23 protein-coding genes are annotated in these 23,357 nt (G+C 46.1%); 13 read left to right on the top strand and 10 right to left on the bottom strand.

From position 1 onward, the window contains the following. Window positions 1-259: 259 nt before the first annotated feature. A complete protein-coding gene (locus EOO50_RS06560; RefSeq protein ID WP_026707723.1) occupies window positions 260-1,123 on the bottom strand; it encodes a sigma-70 family RNA polymerase sigma factor in 864 nt (287 codons plus the stop codon). Between the two features lie 131 nt (window positions 1,124-1,254). Between EOO50_RS06560 and EOO50_RS06555 the strand changes: the two genes are divergently transcribed. Genes EOO50_RS06555 through EOO50_RS06545 form a run of 3 tightly spaced genes read left to right on the top strand, consistent with a single transcriptional unit; the run spans window position 1,255 to window position 5,784 of the window. Beyond that, window positions 1,255-3,165: a transglutaminase-like domain-containing protein gene (locus EOO50_RS06555; protein ID WP_290838764.1), complete on the top strand. Its 1,911-nt coding sequence runs from the start codon at window positions 1,255-1,257 to the stop codon at window positions 3,163-3,165. Between the two features lie 2 nt (window positions 3,166-3,167). Beyond that, on the top strand, window positions 3,168-5,273 hold the full coding sequence (locus EOO50_RS06550; protein ID WP_290838763.1) for a hypothetical protein: 2,106 nt from the start codon (window positions 3,168-3,170) through the stop codon (window positions 5,271-5,273). A gap of 10 nt (window positions 5,274-5,283) precedes the next feature. Beyond that, on the top strand, window positions 5,284-5,784 hold the full coding sequence (locus tag EOO50_RS06545) for a hypothetical protein (RefSeq protein ID WP_290838762.1): 501 nt from the start codon (window positions 5,284-5,286) through the stop codon (window positions 5,782-5,784). A 126-nt stretch (window positions 5,785-5,910) separates the two neighbouring features. Here the strand turns inward: EOO50_RS06545 and EOO50_RS06540 are convergent, their stop codons facing one another. Then, entirely contained in the window at window positions 5,911-6,864 is a 954-nt protein-coding gene (locus tag EOO50_RS06540; RefSeq protein WP_290838761.1) for a hypothetical protein, read from the bottom strand. Between the two features lie 103 nt (window positions 6,865-6,967). Between EOO50_RS06540 and EOO50_RS06535 the strand changes: the two genes are divergently transcribed. The 4 genes from EOO50_RS06535 to EOO50_RS06520 are packed head-to-tail and all read left to right on the top strand — an operon-like array spanning window position 6,968 to window position 9,609. Continuing rightward, entirely contained in the window at window positions 6,968-7,480 is a 513-nt protein-coding gene (locus EOO50_RS06535; RefSeq protein WP_290838759.1) for a hypothetical protein, read from the top strand. Window positions 7,481-7,483: 3 nt separating this feature from the next. Next, window positions 7,484-8,002, top strand: a complete 519-nt coding sequence (locus tag EOO50_RS06530; protein WP_290838758.1) for a hypothetical protein — start codon at window positions 7,484-7,486, stop codon at window positions 8,000-8,002. A gap of 21 nt (window positions 8,003-8,023) precedes the next feature. Then, the gene (locus tag EOO50_RS06525; RefSeq protein ID WP_290838757.1) at window positions 8,024-9,100 is read left to right on the top strand and encodes an acyl-CoA desaturase; all 1,077 of its coding nucleotides are present in this window, start codon (window positions 8,024-8,026) and stop codon (window positions 9,098-9,100) included. Next, window positions 9,097-9,609 carry a hypothetical protein gene (locus EOO50_RS06520; RefSeq protein WP_290838755.1) on the top strand — a complete coding sequence of 171 codons (513 nt, stop codon included), beginning with the start codon at window positions 9,097-9,099 and terminating at the stop codon, window positions 9,607-9,609. The genes EOO50_RS06525 and EOO50_RS06520 overlap by 4 nt, the downstream gene beginning before the upstream one ends. Before the next feature lie 188 nt (window positions 9,610-9,797). On the opposite strand, the gene EOO50_RS06515 is transcribed toward EOO50_RS06520, so the two are convergent. From EOO50_RS06515 to EOO50_RS06505, 3 genes are all read right to left on the bottom strand, one after another. Then, complete coding sequence (locus tag EOO50_RS06515) at window positions 9,798-12,116, bottom strand: polyribonucleotide nucleotidyltransferase (protein ID WP_290838754.1); 2,319 nt, start codon at window positions 12,114-12,116, stop codon at window positions 9,798-9,800. A gap of 169 nt (window positions 12,117-12,285) precedes the next feature. After that, window positions 12,286-12,555: a 30S ribosomal protein S15 gene (gene rpsO, locus EOO50_RS06510; RefSeq protein ID WP_290838753.1), complete on the bottom strand. Its 270-nt coding sequence runs from the start codon at window positions 12,553-12,555 to the stop codon at window positions 12,286-12,288. Between the two features lie 233 nt (window positions 12,556-12,788). Continuing rightward, window positions 12,789-13,247, bottom strand: a complete 459-nt coding sequence (locus EOO50_RS06505) for a GAF domain-containing protein (protein ID WP_290838752.1) — start codon at window positions 13,245-13,247, stop codon at window positions 12,789-12,791. Window positions 13,248-13,315: 68 nt separating this feature from the next. On the opposite strand from EOO50_RS06505, the gene xrtF reads away from it, so the two are divergent. From xrtF to EOO50_RS06475, 6 genes are all read left to right on the top strand, one after another. Next, window positions 13,316-13,861, top strand: a complete 546-nt coding sequence (gene xrtF, locus EOO50_RS06500) for an exosortase family protein XrtF (protein WP_290838751.1) — start codon at window positions 13,316-13,318, stop codon at window positions 13,859-13,861. After that, window positions 13,854-14,288 (top strand): exosortase F system-associated protein, encoded by a 435-nt coding sequence (locus tag EOO50_RS06495; RefSeq protein WP_290838749.1) that lies wholly within the window; start codon window positions 13,854-13,856, stop codon window positions 14,286-14,288. Before xrtF ends, EOO50_RS06495 begins: the two co-directional genes overlap by 8 nt. Before the next feature lie 45 nt (window positions 14,289-14,333). Beyond that, window positions 14,334-14,726, top strand: a complete 393-nt coding sequence (locus EOO50_RS06490) for a hypothetical protein (RefSeq protein ID WP_290838748.1) — start codon at window positions 14,334-14,336, stop codon at window positions 14,724-14,726. 52 nt (window positions 14,727-14,778) lie between these two features. Next, on the top strand, window positions 14,779-16,785 hold the full coding sequence (locus EOO50_RS06485; protein ID WP_290838747.1) for a TonB-dependent receptor plug domain-containing protein: 2,007 nt from the start codon (window positions 14,779-14,781) through the stop codon (window positions 16,783-16,785). A gap of 8 nt (window positions 16,786-16,793) precedes the next feature. Then, window positions 16,794-17,135, top strand: coding sequence for a cation transporter (locus EOO50_RS06480; protein WP_290838745.1), 342 nt, complete (start codon window positions 16,794-16,796; stop codon window positions 17,133-17,135). A gap of 108 nt (window positions 17,136-17,243) precedes the next feature. Beyond that, a complete protein-coding gene (locus EOO50_RS06475) occupies window positions 17,244-17,942 on the top strand; it encodes a VTT domain-containing protein (RefSeq protein WP_290838744.1) in 699 nt (232 codons plus the stop codon). A gap of 51 nt (window positions 17,943-17,993) precedes the next feature. Here EOO50_RS06475 and EOO50_RS06470 read toward each other — a convergent pair whose 3' ends face one another. From EOO50_RS06470 to secG, 5 genes are all read right to left on the bottom strand, one after another. Beyond that, a complete protein-coding gene (locus EOO50_RS06470; RefSeq protein WP_290838742.1) occupies window positions 17,994-20,348 on the bottom strand; it encodes a hypothetical protein in 2,355 nt (784 codons plus the stop codon). A gap of 83 nt (window positions 20,349-20,431) precedes the next feature. Next, a complete protein-coding gene (gene groL, locus EOO50_RS06465; RefSeq protein WP_290838741.1) occupies window positions 20,432-22,060 on the bottom strand; it encodes a chaperonin GroEL in 1,629 nt (542 codons plus the stop codon). Window positions 22,061-22,104: 44 nt separating this feature from the next. Then, complete coding sequence (locus EOO50_RS06460; RefSeq protein ID WP_290838740.1) at window positions 22,105-22,461, bottom strand: four helix bundle protein; 357 nt, start codon at window positions 22,459-22,461, stop codon at window positions 22,105-22,107. Between the two features lie 37 nt (window positions 22,462-22,498). Further along, window positions 22,499-22,774, bottom strand: a complete 276-nt coding sequence (locus tag EOO50_RS06455; RefSeq protein ID WP_290838738.1) for a co-chaperone GroES — start codon at window positions 22,772-22,774, stop codon at window positions 22,499-22,501. A 133-nt stretch (window positions 22,775-22,907) separates the two neighbouring features. Next, complete coding sequence (secG, locus tag EOO50_RS06450) at window positions 22,908-23,258, bottom strand: preprotein translocase subunit SecG (RefSeq protein ID WP_290838737.1); 351 nt, start codon at window positions 23,256-23,258, stop codon at window positions 22,908-22,910. Window positions 23,259-23,357: the final 99 nt, after the last annotated feature.

The raw sequence follows: 23,357 nt of genomic DNA, 5'->3' as shown, positions 1-23,357 counted from the left end.
CTTGCGCGAATCGACTGGAGTTTTTTATCACAGATAAAATAAAAAACTCCGGTAATCAGCCGGAGTTTCAATCATCAATCAAAAAACGAACAGTTAATCAGACTGTTGTTGCTATATAAATTCCTTTCGGAAGTTTATTCATTGTTTCATTTCCAAACATACTAAATATTTTGGAATTTCAAGTTTCAAGATTAAATTTTAGTTTAATAGGATTAACATCACCTCATGCTGTTCAGTTTCGGTTTTGCCTCAGGTTCTATTAACCTAAATACGTCTTTAGAATTTTACTTCTTGAGGTGTGTTTCAATCGGCGAATCGCTTTTTCCTTGATCTGACGCACGCGTTCACGTGTCAAATCAAAAGTCTCGCCAATTTCTTCGAGTGTCATCGGATGTTGGTCGCCCAATCCGAAATACAAGCGAACAACGTCGGCCTCACGAGGCGTCAACGTCTCTAAAGAACGCTCGATTTCAGTGCGCAACGATTCGTGGATAAGTTCGCGATCCGGGTTCGGAGATTCACCTGAACGTAAAACGTCGTACAAGTTCGAATCTTCTCCCTCGACCAAAGGCGCGTCCATCGAAAGGTGACGACCTGAGTTTTTCATCGACTCTTTAACGTCGTTGACTGTCATGTCGAGCTCTTTTGCGATTTCCTCGGCACTTGGCGGACGCTCGTTCGATTGCTCAAGCAAAGCGTACATCTTGTTGATCTTATTGATCGAACCGATCTTGTTCAAAGGCAGACGCACGATACGGGATTGTTCGGCCAAAGCCTGAAGGATCGACTGGCGAATCCACCAAACGGCGTATGAAATGAATTTAAATCCTCGGGTTTCGTCAAAACGTTGAGCCGCTTTGATAAGTCCCAAGTTTCCTTCATTGATCAAATCGGGAAGCGTCAACCCTTGGTTCTGGTATTGTTTTGCAACCGAAACGACGAAACGCAAGTTGGCTTTTGTAAGCTTTTCAAGTGCTCTTTGGTCTCCGGCTTTAATTTTTTGTGCGAGTTCCACCTCTTCGTCAGCGGTGATAAGGTCGACTTTCCCAATTTCCTGAAGGTACTTGTCTAGTGAAGCTGTTTCCCTGTTGGTAACCTGCTTCGTAATCTTAAGTTGTCTCATGTATGGATTTCCTTTTTTTAGAAGATACCATGCTTGTACGTAAGGTTGTGACAAAAAGTTACACAGATTTAAATTTTTTTCTATTGGCAGTTTCAAGTTTAGGATTTTGTTATATTTCGCAAACTTTCAAAATGAAAAAAATCTTCTCTTTTTTGTTGGTCCTGGCGGTTGGAACGGTGGTTGCCCAAAAGAATATCGACCCGACCGAGGAGGACGTGCAACTGGCAAAAAAACTTCGCGAACAATATCTGAAAGATGACGTAGCGATACTTGAAAGCAGCGATGCGGTTTCGTTCGGGGTGAGTAAGGAAGGCGATAAGGTCACGGTTATGAATAAAATCCGTGAAAAACTCATGAACATCACGCATCGCGCCGACATCCATAAATACGAATTTTACGACAGCGAATCCAAGATCGAACATTTCGGAATGAAGTACCGCAACGAGAAAGTCGCGAATTTCATCGTCAATGACGAATTTTACAAAGACCGCGACCTGTTCTACAACGATGCCCGCGTGAAACACATGTCGATCGATTTTCCGGTCCAGGGCTATTCGTACACTTATGAAATGGACAAGAAATACGGGGATGTGAAATATTTTACGTCGCTTTATTTCAACGACGAATTCCCCGTGCTAAAGAAAACGATCACGATCAGCGTTCCCAGTTGGCTCAACGTCGAACTTAAGGAATTCAATTTCGCAGGAACCGACATCACGAAAACCCAATCGACCGCAAACGGCGAAACGATCTACAAATACGAACTCAAAAACGTTCCGGCATTCTATAAAGAGGAGAACGCTCCGGGCCGCAGTTATTTGTATCCGCACATTCTGATCATCGCGAAATCATTTAAGAACGATGGAAAGGAAACCAAGCTGTTCACCTCGGCCGCCGATTTGTATACGTGGTATAAATCGCTCGTCGATATGATGGAAGACGACACGTCGGTGCTAAAACCAAAGGTCGATGAACTGGTTTCAAAAGCCAAGACCGACGAGGAAAAAATCAAGAACATCTATTATTGGGTTCAGGACAACATCCGATACATCGCGTTTGAGGACGGCATCGCAGGTTTCAAACCCGACGAATCGAACAATGTATTCACGAAACGCTACGGCGATTGCAAGGGCATGGCCAACCTGATCAAGCAAATGCTCAAACTCGCGGGTTTTGACGCGCGATTGACGTGGATCGGAACCAAACACATTTCGTACGATTACACGACGCCGTCGCTCGCGGTCGACAATCACATGATCTGCACGCTTTTCCATAACGGCAAGAAATATTACCTCGACGGGACCGAAAAATACGGCGCTTTCGGAACCAACGCCGAACGCATCCAAAACAAGGAAGTCATGATCGAAGACGGGGAGAAGTTCATCATCGATAAAATTCCGGCTTCCGTAAACGAGTCCAACAAGGAAACGCATTTCGTAAGGTTTGCGATTGAAAACGAAACTCTAAAAGGCAAATGCACCAAGACATACAACGGTGAAAGTTGCGCCGAATTCCTCTACGGTTACAATCGTTTCGAGACCGACCGCAAGAACGACGCACTCGAGGGTTTCTTGTCCCGACGTGACAAAAACATCCATGTGAGCAACGTGATCACGTCTGATTTGAGCAATCGCGAACAACAATTAAAAGTCGATTACGATATCCTGGTCAACAACAAAGTGTCGGGATTCGACGACGAGATCTACGTCGATCTTGATTTCATTAAGGAATTCGGGAATTTCGATCTCAAAGACCGCAAGACCGATTACGAATTCGATTACAAAAGCGATTATCAATCGGCGGTCACGCTCGAGATTCCCACGGGTTACAAAGTGTCGAAACTTCCCGAGAACCTGACCGTTTCGGCCAAGGATTATTCAGTGCTCGTGAGTTTTACGCAAACGCCGACTGAAATTACATGCAAAAAGACATTCGTATTCAAGAATGGCGTCATCAAAGCGGCTGAAATGTCGGATTGGAACACGCTACTAAAAAACCTGAACACCATTTACAACCAACAAATCGTCCTTACAAAATCATAAACATGAAAAAAATCCTTTGGGGTGCATTGCTTTTCGTTTCGGCCATCGCTTCGGCCCAGAAAAATAAAGAAGAAGTCGAAAAATTATTTTGGGAAAGCCAGGACGAAGCGAGTAAAGGCACGACGGTTCCCGAGAAATGGAAAAACGAATCGGCTGTCATTTTGTACGAATACGATTATTATTACTATCCGATGGCCTACCCGAAACAGGGTTTCCGCAAGCGCATAAAATTGCAGGATGCGGCGTCGGTAAAGGAGTTTTCGGAATTTTCATATAAGGAATTCTCGAAACGCATCCGCAACGTCGACCAAACCTGGCTCGGCATCAAAATCATCAAGCCCGACGGAAAGGAAATCGCCGTCGATACCGACAAAGAAGCGCGGAAACTCGACGACGACAAGAAAATCGCGATCGCGAACCTGGAAATCGGCGACATCATCGATTACTACTTTTATATGACGGTCACGGATAATGTCGGGATTTTCGACAGCCATGAATCGACGCTCAACGATTCCTATCCGACGTTGAAACTACGCGTCGAACTCCAACTTGACAAACGATTGTTCCTGAACCTGAATACGTTCAACGGCGCGCCTGAATTCGCCGATTTGCCGCCCGGACGAAAAGGCGACCGACGCTTCGACCTGACCGCGAGCGACATCCCAAAAATCGACTCCCAACGCTGGTTGTATCCGATGGTCGCGTTGCCGTGCTATAAATTCCAGGTGAGCACGAAACCCTTCGGGAAACCGGACAAGGAAGTCGCGAACGGGAAAGTGAAGAAAAGTATTTCGACCGATGACATGATGTTTTCGTATGAGGAAGCGTTCCGTCCGTTCGGGGATATGGGCCATATCGAGCGTTTCCTTAAGAAAAAGACGTTCGAGAACGACGCCGAGAAAGTCCGACAAGTCTATTATTTCACGCGCCACCATTATTTCACGCAATATGTCGAGGCGTGGGCGATCAACGAAGCCAAGATCTTCAGCCCGTTCGAGTTGTATAAGAACCCGATTTTCCTGAGCAACCAGACCGATTTCATCAATCATTTCATGGCATTCCTGAAAGACAACAAGATCGATTACGACATCGTGTTGGCGACGCAACGTTACAACGGCCCGCTTACGGATCTGCTTTTGAGCAGCAATATTTCAGTCATGTTGCGCGTCAATACGATGCCCGAACCGGTTTACCTGCAATATTTTACGCCGTTCACGAGTGCCGACCAATTCGATTACGACCTTGAAAACACCGACGCTTACGTGCTCAACGTGTTGAAGCGCAAGAAGATCACCGATGTGGAAACCGTGCATTTGCCGTCGTCGACGATAAACGATAACCATACGAAAGTGGTTTCGAAAGTGTCGGTTGATGGAGCGATGTCGGGCCTGAAAGTAAATCGCGAATCATCGTATTTTGGACATTTCAAGGAAGACGAACAAGACGATCGGCTTTATTTTTTCGACTATGTGAACGAGGATTATTTGAAATACGAAACGGAACCGTTACTTGACCGCGTCCGAAGCAATAAAAAAGAAGCGCAGTACAAAAAGGAATATGCGGCGCTCATAGACAAGTTGAAGGACAAGCAAAAGGAATCGTTCAAGAAATCATTGTCGGATGAGTTCGATATCAAGGTCGAGAAATACGATTATTCGGTGAAAAATACGGGGCGTTTCGGACGAAAGGAAGCGTTCGTGTACAACGAATCATTCGAGCTCGAGAACAACTTCGTCAAGAAAGCCGGGGCGAACTACATCGTCGAAATCGGGAAAATCCTGACGGGCCAAGTCGAGATCACGAAGAAGGAAAAGGAACGCAAAGACAACGTTTACATGGCGTTTCCAAGAAGTTTCGTGAACGAGATCGAATTCGAAATCCCGTCGGGCTACACGGTTACGGGCATTGAAAAACTTAATAAGAACGTAACGAATGCGACGGGCGGTTTTACGAGTTCGGCCAAAATCGAAGGCAACAAACTCGTGGTCACGACCAAGAAATATTATTCGAATTATTTCGAGCCGAACGGCAGCTGGCCAAAGATGATCGATTTCCTCGAAGCCGCGTACCAGTTCACCCAAGAAAAAGTCCTTTTGAAAAAAGCATAAAAATATTCTTATGAAGACATTTCTTTTCCCACTGATCTTACTTTTTACATTGAATGGCTTTTCACAGGAACTCTTCCAATACGACATCGATGAGAACATGTCGATGCTCGTTCCCGACGATTCGGGCGAAGGCGAAATGTCAGGGCAGACGTTTATCCGCGGAAGCATAGGCGACGACACGTTCATCATTTCCAAGACCAGCAAAGGGCTCGACAAGCTCAACCTCGATAAAAACCCTGACCTGACAAAGTTTTACGAAGGCGTGAAAGGCGGAATTCTAAAGTCGAGCAGAGGAAGAGTCGTGAAAGACACGATGGTTGAAATCGACGGACATAAAGTACTCAACTTCGTGTATTCGATGCAAGTCGAAGGCCAGCCGAAAGTCGTCGACAGTTACATTTGGGTGTACAAAAAGCTCACATATACGATTCAGTTCGTGAGTCCTGAAGTCGAGTCGGAAAATTTTAAGACGACGAGAAAACAGATTTTGGAGTCTATTGATTTGAAGTAGGGTCGAAGTATAGAGTGATGAATAATAGACTGATAGATGATAGACTAATAGATGATAGACCGATAGGTGATAGACGGGTAGACGATGGACGAGAACTTTGGTAATTCAGATGTCTGCGGTTTATGCTTAAACCAATAGTTCCTCTGGATTGCTAAGTTTCTGCTTGTAGAAATCAATCTTGCGCATCGCCTTGTTGAAGAAAATCTTTCGGTCGCGCGTTCCCGATAGGTTCAACGATTTCGAGTTTTTCATCTGGCGTTCGAAATACTCGCTGGCTTTCGTGCACGTGGTTTCGTCTTCGGTGATGAAATAGCCCAAAGCCGTATAGGGAATGAACATCGTGCGTTTGTCAGCGGCTGAGACGATTACGTTGTTGTTCAGGATCAGCAATTCATTGTAATAGAGATGGAATTTGTTCGATTCGGCGCTTTTCTTTTCGACGCCCGCGAGCAGTGTTTCCAAATCGTCATACAAAACGAGCGCGTTCGCCTTGGACAGCAATCCCGATTCGAAGAAGTAAAAGATCTGCTGCAACGTACTGTTTATCGTCGTGTCGTTCCAGATTTCGTGAACCGACGCGCCTTCGTAAATAGACTTGATGCGCTCGACGTGTTGCTGCACGTTCGCCGTAAATGTGAATTCCTCGAATTTCTTGCCGCCATTCCCGGCGAGCAGATCCATCCACACATATAATTTGAACTTCGACAAGAGCGTTCCGCCGATCGTATAGAACAACGGAATGTCTTTGGCCGCGTAATATAACGACACGTTTTCCTTTTTCGAAAATGCGTCGAGATAGCCCGCCGATTGCGCGAAATACTGCTGCATGTCGTCAAACGACGAAATCTCTTTTGTCTTTTCGACGACGACGACGTTGTTTCCCGTGAGGATCGCATCGATCGAAATCTTGTAATGTCGGCACAGAATCACAGCTTCATCTATGGAGAATTTACTTTTCGAGGATACGCGTCGGTGCGCGGCGTCGTAGCTGATGTTGAGCGCGACGGCAACGGCATCGATGAGCGATTGGGATTTTATCTTCTTCCGAAGTATCGAAAGCAACACTTCCTGCTGCGACATATTTTGCGATTTTCACAAATATAACAAATCGGTTAATTGATTTGCACAAGTTTAGTTGCTTAAATCACAATAAGTTTGACTTGTAATTCTAAAACCAATCGTTATGAAAACTGCACTAATTAGTTTGATTTTATTGGCTATGATGTCGTGTTCGCCTGCGCAATCCGTGAGTCGCAGCAACCTCGATGTTCCGACACGACAACTCAACGCGACCTATGAAAACGTGAGCCATTCCAAGGACAGCATGCAAGATGCGGTGAAACTCACGACGTTGTTCGGGCTTGATCCGAATATAGACGCCGATTCGGTGAACGTGTATTTCGACAACGGGAAATTGCGCCTGGCATTCAAAGATCAATTCGGACGAAAGACGAGCATGTCGTTCCAAGGTAAATTCCGACGAAAGGATTACCAATACTTTCTACAGCGCAAGAACATCGTTTTCCCACCGATTTATTGGATGACGAACGTAGATCGCGTCCGAGTCAGCGTCGCCAAGGATTCCACATTGATCGTCGAGGATTTCTCGGACCACAGCGGCATGGTGTTGTTGTTCGGTGCGGGTTATTCGGCGCGCATCCAGTACAAGTTCAAATACGTGAAACCAAATAGTTGAGCGATGAAAGCCAGGAATTTTCTACCGGTTCTGATTGGGATTTGTATCTGTTCGTGTTCTACGATCAGGGACGCAACGAACAATCCCGATGACGTTGCGCTACACTCAACAAACCTAACCGCACTCAACGGGAGTTTCAAGCGATTTTCTACGGTTGGTGAAAGCGATTTGTTCTGGGATTTTTTCGTGACGGGTTACAACAAAAACCAAAACGACCGGGTCAAATTAACCGTCATCGACGACCGTCACATAAGGGTCGCGCTGATCAGCGACGGGAATTTGCTTCGCGAGAAAATCCTAAAAGGCAAAATCGAAGGCGGATATTTTGTATTCAACCGAAGGACAATCGTATATCCGCTGCTGCTCGCAAATCTTTACAAAGACAGTAAGATTCGCGTCGGAATATTGAAAAACGGGAATCTCACGACAGACTCAAAAAGTTTGAGATACGGCACGATCATCATTTTCCCATTCTTCGAAAAAGAGGAAAATTTCAACAGGGAATTCGAGACAGCTTTATAAAACCACTTATAAAAACGCATCATGAAAATCAGGAAATTCACCACAACCGATTCCGAAAAGGAATTTTATTATACGCTTCGAACCCGCGTTTTCGACAAATTGAAAAATGAATCGTTCAAACACGGCGGCATCGACTTTTGGTTCAAAGGCGCATTCTGGGCAGTTGTTTGTTACGGCTCGTACTATTTTCTCGTCAACGCGAATTCGGGCTTGACGTTTTGGTTGCTGTATTTGTTGTTCCAGATTTCGGGTCTGCTCATCGGATTTTGTCTGGGGCACGACGCGTCGCACAATACGGCATTCCGCAATAAAAAGGCGAATCAGGTTTTGCACTTCTTCAGCTTTTTGACTGTCGGAATCGATCCGCTGCTTTGGGGTTTGCGCCACATCAGGTCGCACCATTTGTATGCGAACGTCGAGGGGAGCGATATCGACATCGACAAGAATCCGTTCCTGAGGTTGGCGCCGTCGCATCCGTGGCAAAAAAAACACAACTACCAACACATTTACGCGCCGTTCGTTTATATGCTCGCGTTGCTGCATTCGGTTTTTATGGGCGATTGGATCTATTTGTTTTCAAGCGAATACGAATGGATGCGAAAAGGGTTTCCCAAGCGCGAAATGTTCATCCGATTCTTCGCGTTCAAAATCCTGTATTTCACGCTCGTTTTGGCAATTCCGATCTTGCTTACCGACTTTTCCATTTGGTTCGTGATATTGACGTTCGCGACCACGTCGGCATTCACTTCGTTGCTTTTTGTGATCATGCTCGTCGGAACACATTTTTTCGAAGAGGCCGAATATTTCGAACCTGAAGGCGACGAGCTCGAATCCTCGTGGGCGATCCATCAGCTCAAGACGAGTTGCGACTGGAACCCGAACAATGCGTTCGCAAGGATTTTAAGCGGAGGCTCGAATTGCCACGCGGCCCATCATTTATTTCCGAACATTTGCCACACGAATTACAGCGACATCAATGACATCATTGCGCAAACGACGTCCGAATATAAACTTCCGTATCATAAAATGTCACTCGGAGAAATGATGAAATCACATTTCAGGCATTTGCGTGCGATGGGAAAACCCGAAACGACATGAAAGCGACAACCACGCTAATCGTATTCATGTTCATCGGACCGACGTTCGCTCAAACGCCAGCCGATGTTCCAACAAAGAAGCCGTTCGACCTGAATCCGTGGGACGACATGAACGGATGCCGCGTCGCCGCGAGTTATTTTAAGGATTTTGAAGTTGAAGTTTCGTATGTGATTTCGTCTTATCCGAGTCAGGAACCGGGATTTGGAGGTTTCGCGATGCTTGTGCAGAACGTTGCCATCGGCCCGAAATATTTGAAGGTTGGAAACGCACACGCAATAGGAGCGAGGCTTTCGTATGAGGCGATTTTCTCGATTTTCGCGGCTCAATTGGGCGCTGATTTCGTGACGTCGGATGTCGGGCCGCAATTCAGTCTGACGCCGCGATTGGGATTGTCGGTTTTTAGCCTGATTACGATTTATTATGGATGGAGTTGCGATTTGCAAAAACAAAGCGAGCTGAGAACCGCGACACATACGATCACGCTCCAGATTAATTTCCTCGACATGTAGCGTATGACGAACGAGTTTCGGCTGGAAACCGGCGTTTCGCGCTGAATAGAAGTAACGATGTTTTCGTTTTTAAATGATAGGATAATCCTACGTTTTTTTTAGAAATTGGTTTAACTTAAACGGCTGTCAAACAAAAAAAATCCCGCCAAAACTTGACGGGATTTTCCAGATATAATTTGAAGGAATATTTATTCCTCAGTACCAGGGTTTTCCTGACGTGGCTCGCTTGAATCGTTGTTCTCGCGTGGCGCACGGTCTTCTCTCGGACGATCATCTCTTGGGCGATCATCACGACGAGGTCCACGGTCATCACGACGAGGTCCGCGGTCGTCACGTCTTGGTCCGCGATCATCGCGACGTTCAGGGCGTGGAGCGTTCTCGTCTCTTGGAGGACGTGGCAAAAGCGCTTTTTTGGAAACGCGTTCTTTGCGTGTCTTAGGGTCGATTCCCATGTATTTCACTTCGAATTCATCACCCATGTTTACAAGGTCGGTTACGTTTTCAGTGCGTTCCCATGCGAGTTCCGAAACGTGAAGCAAAATCTCGTTTCCTGGCGCGTCCTGGTATTCCACGACAGCACCGAAATCCATGATCTTGATTACTTTCACTTTGTATGAATCTCCAATTACAGGTTTGAATGTAAGTGAATCGATTTTGCGCAATACCGCGTCGATTCCATCCTGATCGGTACCTAAGATTTCCACGACGCCTTCTTCGTTCACTTCGTTGATTACGATCGTAGTCTTCGTAGCTTTTTGAAGTTCCTGGATCACTTTTCCACCAGGTCCGATAAGCGCTCCGATAAAGGCTCCAGGAATAGTGGTCTTGATGATCTTCGGTGCTTTCGCTTTCACTCCGTCACGTGGCGCAGGTTGTGTCTCGATTAGTTTCCCAAGGATGTGCAAACGCCCGGCGCGAGCCTGATCGAGTGCTTTCTCCATGATGTCATATTTCAATCCTTCGATCTTGATGTCCATTTGGCAAGCGGTGATGCCATCGGCAGTTCCGGTTACTTTAAAGTCCATGTCGCCAAGGTGATCTTCGTCTCCAAGGATGTCCGAAAGTACAGCCCAACGGCCAGTCACGTCGTCAGAAATCAATCCCATCGCGATACCTGAAACCGGTTTGATCATTTGAACACCCGCGTCCATCAAAGCCAACGTTCCGGCACAAACCGTCGCCATCGAAGACGAACCGTTTGACTCAAGAACCTCAGAAACGATACGGATCGTGTATGGATTTTCTTCAGGGATCATATTTTTCAACGCACGTTGCGCCAAGTTTCCGTGACCGACCTCACGACGTGAAGTTCCGCGTAACGGTTTTGCTTCACCTGTTGAGAATGGTGGGAAATTGTAGTGCAGGTAGAAGTTTTCTTCGCCTTGTTCTGATGGTGAATCGATTTGGTTCGACTCGCGTGAAGTTCCCAAAGTCACTGTTGCCAATGCCTGAGTTTCCCCTCGTGTGAACAATGCCGATCCGTGAACTGATGGAAGATAATCGACCTCACACCAGATTGGGCGGATTTCGTCGGTTTTCCTTCCGTCAAGACGCAAACCTAAATCAAGGATCACGTTACGAACCGCTTCTTTTTGTGCTTTCTTGAAGTATTTACCGATAAGTTCACCGAATTCAAGTTGCTCTTCGTCTGAAAATGCAGCTTTGACTTCGTCTTTCACTTCTGAGAATTTTTCTCCGCGTTCTGCTTTACCTGTACCTTCTTGGGCGATGGCGTAGCATTTGTCGTAAGCGAGTGAGCGAACTTTTTGGTAAACCTCTTCGTTGCTCGCTTCTTCGTCGTATGAACGAACGTCTTTCTTTCCGAAAGCATCGCGCAAACGTTCCTGTGCGGCAATTTGAAGTTTGATGGCTTCGTGCGCGAATTTGATCGCCTCTACCATTTCTTTTTCTGAAATTTCCTTCATCTCACCTTCAACCATCGCGATCGAATCCTTGGAAGCACCGATCATCATGTCGATGTCCGATTCCAACAATTGCTCAGGGCTTGGGTTGATGACGAATTCTCCGTTGATGCGTCCGACACGAGCTTCTGAGATCAATGTCTCGAAAGGAATGTCTGACAAGGCCAACGCCGCCGAAGCTGCCAAACCTGCCAAAGCATCGGGCATTACGGTTTCGTCGTGGCTCATCAATTGGATCATTACCTGCGTTTCGGCGTGGTAATCATCAGGGAAAAGTGGGCGCAAAACGCGGTCGACAAGACGCATCGTCAAAACTTCTTTGTCTGATGGACGTGCTTCGCGTTTAAAGAATCCACCAGGGAATCTTCCTGCTGCTGCGAATTTCTCGCGGTAATCTACTGTCAGGGGCAAAAAGTCAACCCCAGGACTTGCTTTTCTGGCTGAAACTACTGTTCCAAGCAACATGGTGTCACTCATTTTTACGACGACTGAACCGTCGGCTTGCTTGGCTAGTTTCCCGGTTTCGATCGAGATGCTTCTTCCATCTCCCAAATCGATAACCTCTGTAAATACTTTTGGAATCATAAATTTGATTACTTGATTAAACAATGGGTCTTCGTTGTAGTTGTGTTGTAGTTGTTGCGTAGTTGTAAAAAAACCCAATGAAAAACCAAACTTTTTTTTGTGCAATATGTAAGCTAAAATAATTTCTGTAAAAACAAAAAGAGGCGCGCGGGCACCTCTTTTCGATTGATTATTTACGAATATTCAATTCTTTGATGATCTCACGGTAGCGGTTGATCTCAGTCTTCTTCAAATAATCGAGAAGGCTTCTTCTTTTACCTACGAGTTTCACAAGTGAACGCTCTGTGTTATAATCGTGACGATTCTTTTTCAAGTGCTCAGTCAAGTGATTGATTCGGAAAGTGAAAAGCGCGATCTGGCTTTCAGATTTTCCTGTGTTTGCTGCTTCCCCGCCGTGTTTGGCGAAAATTTCCGCTTTTACTTCTTTAGTTAAATACATTCCAATATTGTTTAAATGATTTTTATGTATGTAGCCGAGTTTCGGATACGGGCGCAAAAGTACATATTTAATTGATAATTGACAATTGATAATTGACAATTTTTTGGAAGAACCTATCTGTTGCAATTGGATGATAGATAATAGACAGATAGACGAAAGAAAGAGTGCATTAAATACAGACGGCGGCAAACCACCACCGTCTATTATCTATTCGTCTATTATCTCCAGTCTCTTCAAAAACAAAACTTCGCGATCAGCACATTCACTTCCTCCAGAAAACGTTCGTCGTTTTCCGTAAAAGGATCGAGGACTTCACTGTCGATATCGATTTGTCCGATGTTTTCGCCATTCACGAAAAGCGGGATCACGATTTCAGACTTCACGTTGATGCTGCACGAAATATAATTGTCCTGCGCCTGGACGTCAGGAACGACGAAGTTTTTGTTTGAGACCGCGACTTGTCCGCAGATGCCTTTTCCGAACGGGATCACGGTATGGTCGGTCGGTTCTCCGGCGTAAGGGCCAAGCAACAATTCTTCCTTGTCGCCATTTCGGAAATAAAATCCGACCCAGTCATAATAATCGATGTTGTCGCGCAGCAAATGGCATACCTGCAACAATTTATCTTCCCGGAGTACGTTTGCGTGCTTTAGGATGTCGATTACTTTTGATTTGAGTTCTTCGAAAGTCATGGTGAATTTTTCTCCAAAGGTAAACCTAACACCGAACTTAAATTTATATAAATTTGTTAAAAAAACTTTTGGAAACCTTCAAGCAGTACAAGCCTTTCTTTTTTTTCCTGGCTAAATTTTTCGTCGTGTACGCGCTGCTCACGCTGGTTTACCAAACCTATCTGAACCAATTCAACGAAGCCGCATTCGAGGTCGATGGTTTTACGAAACTCGTCGCTTCCCAAACCAAATGGTTCACGGATCTACTCGGATATCAAACGGCTATCAAGCCACATTTGCTCCAGCCGTCGATCATGTACATTCTGGACGGGCGATACGTTTCACGCGTCGTCGAAGGTTGCAATGCGCTCAGCGTGATCATTCTTTTCGCGTCGTTCGTATTTGCGTTCAAGGGAAAATGGCCGACGATGTTTGTCTTTATCGTTTCGGGCGCGATCGCGATACATATCCTGAATATCGTCCGCATCGGATTACTGAGCATCGCACTGCTGCATTACCCGAAATACGAACATTTGCTGCACGGTGTACTTTTCCCGGCGTTCATCTATGGAACCGTGTTTTTGCTTTGGGTCATTTGGGTAAATAAATTCTCATCGCTCGCCAAACATGGATAGAATCTGGAAGATCCTCACGATTATGATTTTGGTGCTTTTGCTTTTCGGCGTGCGCGCGTTCGAAAACGAATTGTTCTACGATCCGTTCCTGTATTACTTTAAAAGCGATTATCTCGAGAAACCTTTACCGGGTTTTGAGTCGGGCGATCTGTTTTTCGGGATGACGTTCCGTTATTTCCTGAATACGATGCTGTCGCTCGGAATCATTTACGTGTTGTTTCCCGACGCCGAATTGTTGCGGTTCACGTCGGTTTTATATGTGATTCTGTTCGTGGTCTTGATTTCAATTTTCTTCGGATTGCTGTTCGCGTCGGTAAACGGGAACAACTTCCTGCTTTTCTACGTGAGGCGATTTTTGATACAACCGTTATTCCTGCTTCTGTTCGTGCCGGCGTTCTATTACCAGAAACGGCTCGCCAAAAAATAACGTTTCGTTGCGGTTTCGGTTGCGCGATTTAATTACTTTTGCAACATGGCAATCAAAAAATGCACAGCTATTTTCCTGACGTTCCTGTTGTTGGCTTCCAACATCGGGTTTGCGGTGAACGTGCATTATTGCGGTGGCGAGGTTTCATCGGTGACGCCCGTTTTCATGACTTCACAGGACAGCGCTTGCTGCGGCATGAAGAAAGAGGAAAGCAAAAGTTGCTGCAAGACCAAGACCGTCAAGGCCGAAAAAGAACACGAAACCGTCGTAAAAGCATTTCATTTTTCGTTCGAAGCGGCTTTCGTGCCATCGGAATTTTCGTTCGTCGCCCAAGGCAGACCTTCCGTTTTCATCGAAAAACCAGTCGCCACTTATTACTGCGATGCCAATGCGCCTCCGCTGTTCAAACTCTACAGCCAATACGTTTTCTACGCCTGATTTATGTTGTGATTCCGGACATCGTTCGATTTTATAACATCAAATCATTTCCATGTATAAATATTTATCAGCGCTTTTATCGTTGATTGCCGCAACCGCGTATTCGCAAGACACTTTGCAGAATGTCCAGGTCGGGAATCCATCGAAAAGCCTAAAAAAATCGCTCACGCTTACGGCCAACACGACCGTGATGACGAGCAAAGAATTGCTCAAGGCCGCGTGTTGCAACCTCGCCGAGAGTTTCGAGACCAATCCGTCGATCGACGTTAATTTCAGCGATGCGCTCACGGGAACCAAGCAAATCAAGATGCTCGGCCTTTCGAGCCCTTATCTGATGATCACCGAGGAAAACATCCCTTCGGTTCGCGGCGCTTCCCAAGCATACGGTCTGTCGTTCACTCCGGGAACTTGGGTCGAAAGCATCCAGATCACGAAAGGCGCGGGCTCGGTCGTGAACGGCTATGAGAGTATTTCGGGCCAGATCAATACCGAGCTCATCAAACCCTTCGGCGATATTCCTTTTTTCCTGAACGTCTACGGCTCGACCGATTCGCGCATTGAAATCAATACGCACATCAACAGGAAGCTCAACGAGAAATGGGCGACGAGCCTGTTCATCCACGGTAATTCGCGCCAGACCAAAAACGACATGAACGATGACGGTTTTCTCGACAATCCGCTCGCGAACCAGATCAACGTCATGAGTCGTTGGCAGTACAACGATCCCGGGAAAGGCCTGGTGAGTTTCATCAATTTCCGATTCATGGACGATGAAAAGCAAACGGGCGAGCTCGATTTCAATCCCGATGTCGACAAATTCACCACGAATTATTGGGGTTCCGAAATCAAGACGCGGCGTTACGACCTTGCGACGAAGATCGGATATGTATTTCCCGACATGCCGTTCCAAAGCATCGGTTTCCAGAATGCGTTCAGCCGCCATGAACAGGAATCGTATTACGGTCTTTCACGGTACGATATCGACCAGAGCAGTTTTTATTCGAACCTGATCTTCAATTCGATCATCAGCAATACGATGCATAAATTCGCGACGGGTTTGAATTTCACGTATGACAAATACGATGAATTGATCGGCAGTAACGCGGGCGACATTTTTGACAGGACCGACAATTCGATCGGGGCGTTTTTCGAATATACGTACGACAACACCGATAATTTCAGCGTCGTGGCCGGGATTCGAGCCGACAACCACAACCGTTTGGGGATGTTTGCGACGCCTCGTCTTCACGTGCGCTACAATCCTTGGAAAAATGGCGTTTTGCGTTTGTCGGGCGGAAGAGGAAAACGCGCGGCAAACATCTTGGCCGAGAACCAACAGATGTTCGCGAGTTCGCGCATCCCGACTTTCTTCACGCAGGCTGGCGGTCCGGTGTACGGATTCAAGCCTGAGATCGCTTGGAATTACGGCATCAGTTTCAATCAGAGATTTGAGATTTTCGGGAAACCTGCCGACGCCGGGTTTGATTTGTATCGCACCGATTTCCGCGACCAAGTGGTAGTGGATTGGTATTCCCAGACCGGACGCGTGCTGTTTTACAACCTGGACGGGAAGTCGTTCGCGAACAGTTTCCAGTTCGATTTCAATTACGAGCCGATCAAGCATCTTAATTTGCGCACAGCCTACAAATACTACGATACCAAAACCGACTACCAGGCCGGAAGTTTCGAGCGTCCGCTGCAATCGAGGCATCGCGTTTTTGCCAATGCCGAATTCGCGACGCACATCAAGGAAAAAGGCCAGCGTTGGAAGTTCGACGCGACTTGGAACTGGACGGGCGAGCAGCGTCTGCCCACGACTTTTTCAGGCGAACTCGACGATTATTCTCCGGCGTTTGCGGTCGTCAATGCCCAGATCACGCGCACGTTTTCGTCGGTATTCGAGATGTATGTCGGTGGAGAAAACATGGCGAATTACAGACAAAAAAATCCAATTTTAGGAGCCGACGATCCGTTCGGTTCGAATTTTGACGCGTCGATCGTGTACGCGCCGATCTTCGGGCAAATGTATTACGCCGGGCTCCGCTTTAAAATCAAATAACTTCAGTCATGAAAAAAATCATTTTTATTATGTTGGTTTCAATCTTTGCGAATGCCAACGCCCAGGAAAAAAAGAACAAAAACGCCAAATACGACATCGAAGTCAACGGCAATTGCGACCAATGCAAGAAACGCATCGAGAAAGCGGCATTTTCAGTCGCGGGCGTGAAAAGCGCCGTTTGGGACATGGACAGCCACGTGTTGCATCTGATCGTGAATGAGGAGAAAACTTCAGTTGACCAAGTCCAGAAAGCACTTGCGAAAGCGGGGCACGACAGCGACGGAGTGAAAGCCACCGACGAAGACTACGAAAGCCTTCACCAATGCTGTAAATACGACCGAAAACCATGACGTTTGCAAACCGTTAACAAAACCCTAAATTGGAATCGTAAATTGGCGTTGCCGCAAATTATGCGTACTTTCACCGACTGTTTTTAAAGACCTGACAAACGAACAACGATGAACGAATTTAACTGGACTGACCTTTTTGAGCCTTTATTTTATATTCATTTTGAGATTAACGGTGTCAAGATTGGATTGCTCATTGTGTTGTTCATCGTATTCGCCGAAACCGGTCTTTTTGCAGGTTTTTTCCTTCCCGGAGACAGTTTGCTTTTTCTCGCGGGAATTTACAACCGCGAACTGATCGAAAATTTCCTGTTCATCGACAACTCATTTCTCAACGTTGCCCTTTTGGCGTTTCTTGTAGGTTGCGCCGGGATTTTGGGGAATATGGTCGGATATTGGTTCGGAGCCAAAAGCGGCTACTATTTGTACAATAGGAAAGACAGTTGGATTTTCAAGAAAAAGTATCTCGTGCAATCGAAGGAGTTTTTTGAAAAGCACGGCGGACGCGCGATCATCTTCGCTCGTTTTCTTCCCGTTTTCAGGACATTCGCTCCGATCGTGGCCGGTATCGTGCTCATGGAAAAGAAGCGTTTCATGTTCTACAACGTCATCAGCTCGTTCCTATGGTCGTTCAGTTTGATCTTTGCAGGGCATTATTTGTACAGCTTTCTTTTGGCCGAATTCAACATCGACCTTAAGCATTATATCGAATATATCGTTATCATTCTCGTTTTGATTACCGTAGTTCCCGTGATACTCAAATTCGGGAAAAAGGCCGCGCCCGATCAAGGCACCGGACCTCAGGAATAAAAATAAGAATAATAATAAAAATAAAAAGCTGCCCGTCAAGGCAGCTTTTTTTTATAGATCAAGCAATCGGGTTTCCGAATATAATTGACCGTTTCCGTCGATACCTTCAATCACTAGTTTTACTTTTTGTTGCTGCAGGTTCGGGAAAGCAAATTTGAATTCGCCTTTCTCGTCGGTGTTAACATTCGGCAGCCATGCGATCGTACCGTACTTTTTAAAGCCGGCGTCTTGCACGTTCGCATAGTTCGGAGTCTTGAATTCTGAAAGTCGTTGGTAGGCATTCTGGATCTTCAGCTCCTGCCATGTCGAATTGGGGCTTTTGAATCCGCCGCGAGTCGTTCTTCTCGTATAGATGCGGATTACGCCTCCGCCCGCATTTGATCCCTGGCCGTAACCGCGTCGGTTGAAGTAAACCTCGTCAACCATATCCATCGTGTAGCCGATAAGAATGGACATATCAGGAATTGGAGTGTCGTCTATGTACATTACGACCGAATTCGATCCCAAAATAGAAGTGCTGTACGTACGCGAAATGCTTACGGTCGCGCCCGTGTTTACGACGTGATAACCGTTGGCCTGAATGAAATCAGTGAGAAAGCGATAGGTTTGAGCGACATCGTCGGTAATTTTATGACCTTTCGCCATGCTGTTTCCGAAACGCATATTGTTTTGCGGATTGAGCTCCTCTTCCTTGTTTTTCTTTTGGGCCGCTACGGTGACGGCGTCAAGCACAACCGAATTTGCTACCGTCGGAAGTTCTTCAGGTGCACTTTCAATGAGGTTGCTTGAACAATCGGTCTGCTGGATATTCTTAATCAGACGGCGGTTGTTGTTCAGGAGTTGCGAATGTATCTTCGCCGGAATCGTCTTTCCTTTCGCATCAATCACACTAAAATAAATGCTCGTTGAATCGAGGGCGATCACATTCGTAAAAACAAACTCGTTTTTTTCATCGATCGTAGTGGTTTCATCAAGCCCTTGCGCGATTGAGTTCATTTTGACTTTTGCGTTTTTTCGGTCAGGAATGACGGTGTTGATCGTGCCTTTGATGGTAAGTCCGCGGTCAAACTCGAACTTCTTTTCAGGCATTTTCGTGAATCCTGAAAATGCATACTTTGGAGTCTGAGCCATCAGGAAACAATCGAGCTCATAATGTTTTTTGCGTGAAAATCCGTCGAGATAATACGCAGGATCCTGTAATCGAAGCTCTGAAAAGTTATCGATTAGAAGCGAGGACACGATTGAATTGCGGTCATCGTCGTTGTTGATCGGCAACACGGAAACGCTCATCGAGCCCAGCGCCAATGGGGAAATTCCTTTAATTATAATCGAATCGCCTCTTTTTTGGGCGACGGTGATATCAGCCTTTTTCAACGCCACGCCAGGTTTGAAAATGACACGTTGCACGACGATCTTTTGGTTTTTATCGATCAGGTAGATACTGTTTACGCCGGGCTTGAAATTTTCTGATGGAATGGCGACCGAAACTTCGGATTTGTCATTGAACGAGAATTCGGCGAATGCGACATCCTGTTCCTGTCCTGCAACTATGGTGTAGGCGTCCTTGCCGATCTCGGCGAGCGTTGACGGATTGGTCTTTGCCGTCACGACGACCTTATCGGCAAATGTGTAACTGTTCACTGAAAACGTGACGCCCTTGATTTGAGACGAAGGCAGTGCGAGTTGTACAAGTTTGCCGTTCAACGTGCAATGCGCGGTATATCCGGTGCTTTTGGACGCGATCAAGTCGAAACGTCCGTAGCCTTTCGGATTTGTTATGAACGTCGCCGCGACATTGCCTGACGCATCTTTTATCTGTCCGTCGGTGATGGGAATTCCTGTTCCGTTGCAATCGGTAAGTCGGACGGCGAACGTATTTGAAACGCCATCGAGGAAAATGCCGCCTTCAGGAAGAAGTTCAAGGTGTGCGGTATTGTAATCTACTTTTGCTGAATTTATAGTGTTTTTCTGGGCGGGATCGATGATATAAATCGCGTAATTCGACGATTCGTCCTCAGCGAAATTATTCATGAAATTCGTGAACACGCGCAAATTGTATTTTCCTGTCGGCAGCTTCTCTGGAAGCGACATGGTTCCGGTAAGAAGGCTGGATTCGGCGTAATACAATTTGGTTTGAAGCACGTTGCCCGAAGCGTCGGTAAGACTCACGAACACGTTTGTCGTCGATGGAAATGGTGTGTTCGTTTTCTTTTCGGTGACGTACGCCTTGAACCAGATTTTTTCGTCGGATAAGTACGTTTGTTTGTTCAGGTGCAAAAAAATATTCTCGCGATCCAATTGGAAATAATCGGACAGCGCCTTTGAAATTTTTTCCTGATTCGACGAATTCGTTTGTGACAATAGTTGTCCAGCCGTAAAAAACAGCAAGAGTAGCACTTTTTTCATATTTGTTTGGGATGGTTGGTGCGAATATATAAAAAAAGCCGCCTCGTTAAAAGGCAGCTTTTATATATCGGATGTTAAAATTCTTACATCATGCCGGGCATTCCGCCGCCCATTGGCATTCCGCCTGCGTTCTCTTCCTTGATGTCGACGAGCGCACATTCGGTAGTCAGGATCATTCCGGCAACTGAGGCCGCGTTTTCAAGAGCGACACGCGTAACTTTCTTAGGGTCGATGATTCCTGCGGCAAGCATGTCGACGTATTCGTCGGTTTTCGCGTTGTAACCAAAATCACCGGTTCCTTCGCTCACTTTCGATACGACAACCGATCCTTCAAGACCTGCATTTTCAACGATCGTGCGCAAAGGCGATTCAACCGCGCGGGCTACGATTTGGATTCCGGTCGCTTCGTCAGCGTTATCGGCCTTGATGTTTTTCAACGCTGATTTCGCACGAAGTAATGCAACACCGCCTCCGGCAACGATTCCTTCTTCAACGGCCGCACGGGTCGCGTGAAGTGCATCGTCGACGCGGTCTTTTTTCTCTTTCATCTCGACTTCCGATGCCGCTCCGACGTAAAGAACCGCAACACCTCCGGCCAATTTAGCCAAACGTTCCTGCAATTTTTCGCGGTCGTAATCAGACGTCGTGACTTCCATTTGTGCCTTGATCTGCGCAACGCGATTCTTGATCATCTCCGGTTCACCGGCTCCACTGACAAGTGTCGTGTTGTCTTTGTCGATCGTGACACGTTTCGCGGTTCCAAGCATTTCAAGCGTCGCGTTTTCGAGCGTGTAACCTCTTTCTTCCGAGATTACCGTTCCACCCGTAAGGATCGCGATATCTTCCAAAAGCGCTTTGCGTCGGTCACCGAAACCAGGCGCTTTCACGGCCGCGATTTTCAACGCACCACGCAATTTGTTCACGACCAAAGTAGAAAGTGCTTCACCATCGACATCTTCGGCAATGATCAAAAGCGGCTTTCCTGATTGTGCGATCGGTTCGAGTACGGGAAGCAATTCTTTCAAGACCGATACCTTTTTGTCGTACAACAAAATGTATGGGTTTTCGAGTTCGGCTTCCATTTTCTCGGTGTTCGTCACGAAATAAGCCGACAAATATCCGCGATCGAACTGCATGCCTTCCACAACGTCAACGTAGGTATCGGTTCCTTTGGCTTCCTCAACCGTGATGACGCCTTCTTTCCCGACTTTTCCGAAAGCGGTCGCGATAAGCTCACCGATTTTCTCGTCGTTGTTGGCTGAAATAGAGGCAACTTGTTTGATTTTGTCCGTATCGCTTCCGACTTCTTTTGACTGTGATGCCAAGTCGGCAACGATAGCTTCGACGGCTTTGTCGATACCGCGTTTCAAATCCATCGGGTTTGCTCCGGCGGCAACGTTTTTAAGTCCTTCTTTTACGATCGCTTGTGCGAGAACGGTAGCTGTAGTCGTTCCGTCACCTGCCAAATCGTTGGTTTTGGAAGCGACTTCCTTGACCATTTGAGCGCCCATGTTCTCGAGCGGATCTTTCAATTCAATTTCTTTTGCTACCGATACACCGTCTTTGGTCACATTCGGTGCTCCGAATGATTTCCCGATGATCACGTTACGACCTTTCGGGCCGAGCGTAACTTTTACTGCATTTGCCAATGCATCGACGCCGCGTTTTAGACCGTCGCGTGCTTCGATGTCGAATTTTATGTCTTTTGCCATTTTTGTTGTTTTTTGCTGTAGGCTTTAAGCTTTAAGCTGTAGGCTTACTGCGGAGTTAATTTGTCTTTTAGTCTAAAGATTTTACTCTTTATATAATTTATTTCCTTGTTGAGATCATCAGACGTTTCCAGAGGAATGTATTTCAGATCGCTCGACAAAATCAACAGGTATTCTGTTTCATTTGCCGATCCCAAGGCTATATTTAGGAAATGATTAAATTCCTTGTCGCTGTTTCTTCCGCACCCTTCGCTGATGTTTGTCGGGATTGAAAAAGCGGCGCGCCTTAATTGGCTGGTCAAACTATAGATTTCATCTTTCGGGAATGTCTTGGTCAGCTCATAAATTTTGAGTGTGAACGAATGACTTATCTGCCAAATATCGTATTTCTTGAAATCCCTCATGAGCTTACTGCTTATAGCCTAAAGCTTAAAGCTAAAATCAAATGATCGCGAAAATATCCTTCTCACGCATGATCAAATAATCCTTGCCGTCGAATTTCAATTCGGTTCCGGCGTGTCTTTCGTAAAGGACCGTATCACCGACTTTTACTGTCATCTCATAATCGGTAAATCCTTTGCCAGCTGCTACGACTGTTCCTTTTTGCGGTTTCTCCTTGGCAGTGTCTGGAATGTAAATGCCCGATGCGGTCTGGGTTTCAGCGGCAACGGGCTCGATAAGTACTCGGTCTGAAAGAGGTTGAATTTTCAAAGCCATATTATATTGTTTTAGATTATTAAAATTGTCGAAACGCTTTCGTCGAAAAGTATGCCACCCGTTCCAAACTGTCAATTTTTCCTAAAAAAAATGCCAGCATTGACAGGCTGGCATCTTTCGGAGTATTTTGATATTATTTTGCTGTGTCAGCAGGTGTTGCGGTTGGTGTCGCGGCGGCAGGAGTTGCTGCGGCAGGAGTCGCGGCTTTCGGAGCCGTGGCTTCCTTGATGATTTTAGAATCGTTATCGCCGAACTTGTTCGTAAAGCTTAAGCTTGAAAGCATGATCAACACGATCAGGATTGTTGCCAACGTCCACGTACTCTTGTCGAGGAAGTCGGTCGTTTTTTGAACGCCACCCAACATCTGAGCTCCGCCCAATGATGATGAAAGGCCGCCTCCTTTAGGGTTTTGCACCATCACTACGACGATGAGCAAAAAGCAAACGATGGTAATCAAAACTAAAAAGATAGAAAAAGTATTCATTATTATTACTTATTACTTTGTTGTAAATTCCTGATATCTAAAATTCGGTCTGCAAAGAAACTACTTTTTTCCGGATATTTCAAAATTAAAATTTCATAC

Source organism: Flavobacterium sp. (genome assembly GCF_004211145.1).
GTDB lineage: Bacteria > Bacteroidota > Bacteroidia > Flavobacteriales > Flavobacteriaceae > Flavobacterium.
This window is presented reverse-complemented; position numbering and strand designations above follow the sequence as displayed.